Source organism: Aeromonas sp. HMWF017 (assembly GCF_003061465.1).
GTDB lineage: Bacteria > Pseudomonadota > Gammaproteobacteria > Enterobacterales > Aeromonadaceae > Aeromonas > Aeromonas veronii.
The window spans coordinates 1-5,616 of record NZ_QAJD01000141.1 but is presented as its reverse complement, the minus strand read 5'-3'; the positions used below and the strand labels follow the sequence as shown (position 1 = coordinate 5,616).

The following is a 5,616-nucleotide window of genomic DNA, read 5'->3' as shown; positions in this document are numbered from 1 at the left end:
CCCATCCGGTGCTCAAGGTGCCGATGCGGATCCAGGCTCCACTCGGTCAGGATGTGCTGCGCCTGTTTGCCGAGCTGGGCTGGCCCGCCAGCGAGAGCGACTACTAAGCGCCTGATCCTCAGCCTTGAACCGGTGGCATCTGACGCCAGCTTGCTGATAGAGTTGCTCAAAAGAGTGACTCAAGCAGGGAGAGGAGAATGGCGCAGATCGATATCGTGGTAGGAACTGTCTATGGCGCAGCCATGCTGGTGGCCGAGACCTTGGTAGATGAGCTGGAACGCAAGGGGCATCACTGTTCTCTGCACGAAGAAGCACGGCTGGCGGACATCGACCCTGGCCGTTTTTTATTGCTGGTCAGTGCCACCACCGGGCAGGGGGACATTCCTCCCAATCTGCAGCCTTTTGCCAGCGAGCTGGCCGACAAGGCACCCTGGCTCAAGGGGCTGCGGTATGCCCTGATTGCCATGGGTGACAGCAGCTATGACCATTTTTGTGGCGCGGGCCGTCGGCTGGACGGGTTGCTGCAAGAGCTGGGCGCCACGCGAGTGATGCCCCCGCTGGAGCTGGATGCCACCGTGCACGATGAACCCGAACAGGTGGCACTCACCTGGCTGAAAAAGTGGGATATTCAGCCCTGAATATTCTCTGAAATAGAGTCATATCAATCCCCTGATCTTTAACCGGCAGGGGATTGTTATTTGCACAAATGTCATCTCACTCAGCAAGCATATTTCCCACGCTTATTGTCGATAGTGGCGGAGGGATATTTTCCCCTTTTGGCATTCCATCGGCGTAATGGTTTCAAGCGTATCGCAGACCCGTCGTCCAAATAAAAGTTCAATCTTGAAAGCGATCTCAGTCATGTTTTTGTCATTCGATCGTAAAATAATGACTTTGGTTCAGTCGCGAATTAATTGCTGGTAACGCTTTCAAGTTTGATGTCATTGCTTGTTTTGTTATCTTATTGGTTAACTATTGCCTATTTTTTCGGTTTTTTACTGACTGGTGTTGTGGCGATCGTTTGCCGAGCGATTTGTCGCCATTTTGTGAGTCGCTTCATATTTGTCGTGAAATACGCTCCCTATAATCAACCTCGGTTATCACCAACATGATTACATGGTGATAAGAAGTTGAATATTCAGGATCACACTCCTCACTGCGGGAAATAAGGAATATGACAATGAAAATGAAGTGGCTCCCGATTGCAGCAGCTGTTACTGCCGCCCTGGCTTCCCAAGCCGCCTTTGCCGTAGATTTCCACGGTTACTTCCGTTCCGGTGTCGGTGTTTCCGATAACGGCGATATGCAAAGTTTGGGGACTGCGGGTAAAAACCGCTTGGGTCGTCTTGGTCAAGAAAATGACACTTATGGTGAAGTTCAGCTGGGCCAAGAGGTTTACAACAAGAACAATCAGACTTTCTATGTCGACTCCATGTTTGCCATGACCTCAAACCAGAAGCGTGACTGGGAGAGTGTTGATGGAAAAGATGCAGACTTTGCTCTTCGCCAGTTCAATGTGCAGGCTAAAAACCTGTTTGGTGGGAACGAAACCCTATGGGCGGGTAAGCGTTACTACCAGCGTCATGACATCCATATCTCCGACACCTACTACTGGGACGTTTCTGGCGCCGGTGCTGGTGTAGAAAATATTGAGGTTGGTCCTGGCAAGCTCTCTGTTGCTGTACTGCGTAACGACCCATGGGATGCAATTACTGGTGATCCATCAGCAAAGACAATGGATACCAACGTATTTGATATCCGTTATGCCGGTATCCCGTTGTGGACTGATGCATCTCTTGAAGTTGGTTATGACTTTGCCATGGCTAACCCGACTGATTTGCAAGACAAGCAGAATCCTAATATCAACGATGGACACATGCTGACCGCCGAGCTGACCCAGTCCATGTTGGGTGGTTTCAACAAGACTGTAGTTCAGTACTTTATGGATGGTCTGGCTGCTCAAGGTGTTAGCTATGGTGCCGGTTCAGGGAGTGGTCTGCAGTCTAACTCCAGCAGTGGTGATGGCTTCCGTCTTATCAACTGGGGTGTATTGCCAGTTGGTGACAAGGTTGAATTTGGCCATCAGTTGATTTATGCACAGGCCAAAGACTTTACTGAGTGGGGCACTCAGTATGACGATAAAGATACTTTCTCTGCAGTAGTTCGCCCGATGTACAAATGGAATGATGTAATGAAGACCATCGCAGAGGTGGGTTACTTCAAGGATAACCAGACCAAGAAAGGTGGGGTAGAGTCCTCCACTGATGGCACCAAGTATACTTTGGCTCAGGCTTGGTCTGCTGGTTCCGGCTTCTGGGCTCGTCCTGAAATCCGTGTTTTCGCCTCCTATGTACAGCAAGATGGGGCTTTCCGTGCAGATAGCAACGGAGTTAACCAAGACGATGCTTGGAACTTCGGTGTACAAGCCGAAGCTTGGTGGTAATCTCTCCATCACCTGATTTCAAGTCGCCCCCGCTTGTCGGGGGCTCTTTTTTTCAAGATGGCGTGTAGGGTATGCAGATGAAATATAGCAAGGTAGCGTTGACGATTTTGTGTTCCACTCTGATGACGGCATGTGCGTCGCTTGAGGCAACGGTGGCTCCGACTCAGGAGTACAAGAGCATCCTCGATAGCCGTGCCAGCGCACTTCAGCAGCTCGGCTCAGCCACCGTATGCTGCACTAGTATCAGCGAGTTGCAGTATCAGCCGTTGGCTGCTGAGCAGAAAAGAGTGGTTGCTATTGATGGCAGCTCTCCGGCATTCAACTTCCCGGAAGGCAAGAGCTATTACGCCGCCTTCAAATTGCCGACCAATTCCGGTGATCTCAAGGTCACGGTTGCTGGGCTGATTGACAAGACGTTGTTTAACCCCACAGTGTTGCTGCTGGATTCCCAGTTCAAGCCGACCCGCACCATTGGTGCCGACATCATTACCTACAAACCAGCGCGTATGTTGGATGGCGATCGGGTTGAAGGCGTCTTTACCATCGACCGTTCCTATGTCGGCAACCCGAACAATGAAACCTATATGGTGATTTACACCACTCAGGCTACCTTGAGCCAGACCACCCAAGCCATGAGTCCTTCCAAGATGATGGCCAAGTCTCTGAGTGTGCAGGATTATGGTGCCAAGGATCCGCTGATCCCGCACTCTGCATGGGGTGTGGTCAAGATTGATGTAGAAGATATGAGTGCCAGTGCGCTGGGGGATAACTTCTACAAGCCGGTTTACCAGGAAGCGATCGATGCCAATACACCGATCGTGGATGCGACACCAAACAAGTTGGTTGTGCCAGTCGCTACCGCTGCAACCGCAACTGCAGTGACAACCGTTGCCAAACCTGCTCCTGTCATGCTGAGTGAAACAGAAGCCTTCTACCAGAGCCAGATCGAAAAAGCGGTCAAGGCGGGGGATATCGACAAGGCGATGAAGCTGGTGAACGAGGCCGAGCGGGCCGGTTCAACCAAGGCAAAAAGCGTGTTTATTGATGCGGTCAAGCGCTCGCAAAAATAGAGTAATACGACCGTTTGTTGGTCAGATATATTTATTGAGGCCTCCCTTGTTGGAGGCCTTTTTAATCGGTAGACTGTAATAAATAAAAATCACGCCGTTACATTGAGTTACAATAAGTTGCCATTTGATATAGATGGCATTATTAAAATACAAAGTGAAACTGCTATTTATATGTTTTTGTAATAGAGTGATAATGCAGATTATTAACTTATATTAGATGTGTTTTTTTAGCCGCTAAACAAGTTGTGATCTTCCCTCCAAATTCAATATTCCCCCGCCTTCGAAAGCAGCAATTTATGACCCGCTGGGTTATATTCTGATGGTCAAAATAAACAAGCCCGACTCGAAGATATCTGAATGAATCAGTGCTTATTTCATCCAGATAGATCGTTCAGGGACGACAATCCATTCAGGAGCGCACACAATGTTCAAAAATGCTTTCTCTAATCTGCAAAAGGTTGGTAAGGCGCTGATGCTGCCAGTATCAGTCTTGCCAGTCGCAGGTATTCTGCTGGGGGTGGGTGCTGCCCATTTCAGCTGGATGCCGGAAATTGTCTCCCAATTGATGGAGCAAGCCGGTGGTTCCGTATTTGGCCAGATGGCCCTGCTGTTCGCAGTGGGTGTTGCTCTGGGCTTTACCAATAACGACGGTGTATCCGGTCTGTCAGCCATCGTTGGCTACGGCATCATGGTCGCAACCCTGAAGGTCATGGCACCTGTGATGGGTGTTGAAACCATCGAAACCGGCGTGCTGGGGGGTATCCTGGCCGGTGGTATCGCTGCCTGGGCGTTCAACCGCTTCTACAAGATCCAGCTGCCAGAGTACCTGGGCTTTTTCGCGGGCAAACGTGCCGTACCCATCATCACCGGTTTCCTTTCCATCGGTCTGGGTGTGATCCTGTCCGTGATTTGGCCGCCAGTGGGTGGCGCCATCGGTGCCTTCTCTGACTGGGCTGCCAACCAGAACCCGGTACTGGCCTTCGGTATCTACGGCGTGGTTGAGCGCTCCCTGATCCCGTTCGGTCTGCACCACATCTGGAACGTACCGTTCTTCTATCAGGCTGGTACCTGCGTCAACGGTGCCGGTGAAACTGTTCACGGTATCATGACCTGCTTCCTGACTGCTGATGACGCGTCCCGCGCTGCCGGTAACGGCTTCGGTCAGCTGGCTGGTGGTTACCTGTTCAAAATGTTCGGTCTGCCTGCTGCTGCGTTCGCCATCGCTCACGCTGCCAAGCCGGAAAACCGCGCCAAGATCGTTGGTATCATGGCCTCTGCAGCCCTGACCTCTTTCCTGACCGGTATCACCGAGCCGATTGAATTCTCCTTCCTGTTCATCGCTCCGGTTCTGTACGCAATCCACGCTGTACTGGCTGGTCTGGCTTATGTGCTGACCAACTCTCTGGGTATCGTACACGGTCACACCTTCTCCAACGGCTTCATCGACTTCGTGGTGCAATCACCGCGTGCCGACAACATGCTGTTGCTGGTAGGTCTGGGTCTGGTTTACGCGGCCATTTACTACGTGGTATTCAGCTTCGTTATCCGTGCCATGAACCTGAAAACCCCGGGTCGTGAAGACGAGACTGCTGAAGAGGCCGTTGGCCAAGGCAAAGACGAGATGTCTGCTGCTCTGGTTGCCGCCTTCGGTGGTAAAGAGAACATCGCTTCTCTGGATGCCTGCATCACCCGTCTGCGTGTTGGCGTGAAAGATGTTGCCAAAGTTGACCAGGCGGGTCTGAAGAAACTGGGTGCTGCCGGTGTGGTCGTAGCTGGTTCCGGCGTTCAAGCCATCTTCGGTACCAAGTCTGACAACCTGAAAACCGACATGGACATCTGGATGAAGAGCAACTAATCCTGTTGCCTGAATATCAGCGTGTTTGAAGAGGGAGGCGAAAGCCTCCCTCTTGCTATTTGTGGTTATGGAGCGTGCGAGTCGCTGTAGATCGATCTCGGCAGGAGTCTCTTTGCCCAAGGGGCGATATGTAACGGGTTGCCCAATGGTGGCCCAACAGCACAAGGTGGTGTGCTCCGCTCACCTTATCGCACGGCATTGCCAGATAACCCCATAGCCCCATAAAGCCAGCCAATAAAAAGAGCGCC

At 51.5% G+C, this 5,616-nt stretch carries 4 protein-coding genes and 1 pseudogene; all 5 read left to right on the top strand.

The window, feature by feature from the left end:
- Positions 1-107 (top strand): annotated as a pseudogene (locus tag DBR30_RS14335) (tRNA pseudouridine(65) synthase TruC); the annotation flags it as partial.
- 90 nt (positions 108-197) lie between these two features.
- Positions 198-638, top strand: a complete 441-nt coding sequence (locus DBR30_RS14330) for a flavodoxin (protein WP_108539935.1) — start codon at positions 198-200, stop codon at positions 636-638.
- 542 nt (positions 639-1,180) lie between these two features.
- Complete coding sequence (locus DBR30_RS14325) at positions 1,181-2,443, top strand: maltoporin (RefSeq protein ID WP_042081112.1); 1,263 nt, start codon at positions 1,181-1,183, stop codon at positions 2,441-2,443.
- A gap of 77 nt (positions 2,444-2,520) precedes the next feature.
- Positions 2,521-3,513: a MalM family protein gene (locus tag DBR30_RS14320; RefSeq protein ID WP_108539956.1), complete on the top strand. Its 993-nt coding sequence runs from the start codon at positions 2,521-2,523 to the stop codon at positions 3,511-3,513.
- A 424-nt stretch (positions 3,514-3,937) separates the two neighbouring features.
- Entirely contained in the window at positions 3,938-5,368 is a 1,431-nt protein-coding gene (gene ptsG, locus DBR30_RS14315; RefSeq protein WP_005338586.1) for a PTS glucose transporter subunit IIBC, read from the top strand.
- Positions 5,369-5,616 lie beyond the last annotated feature (248 nt).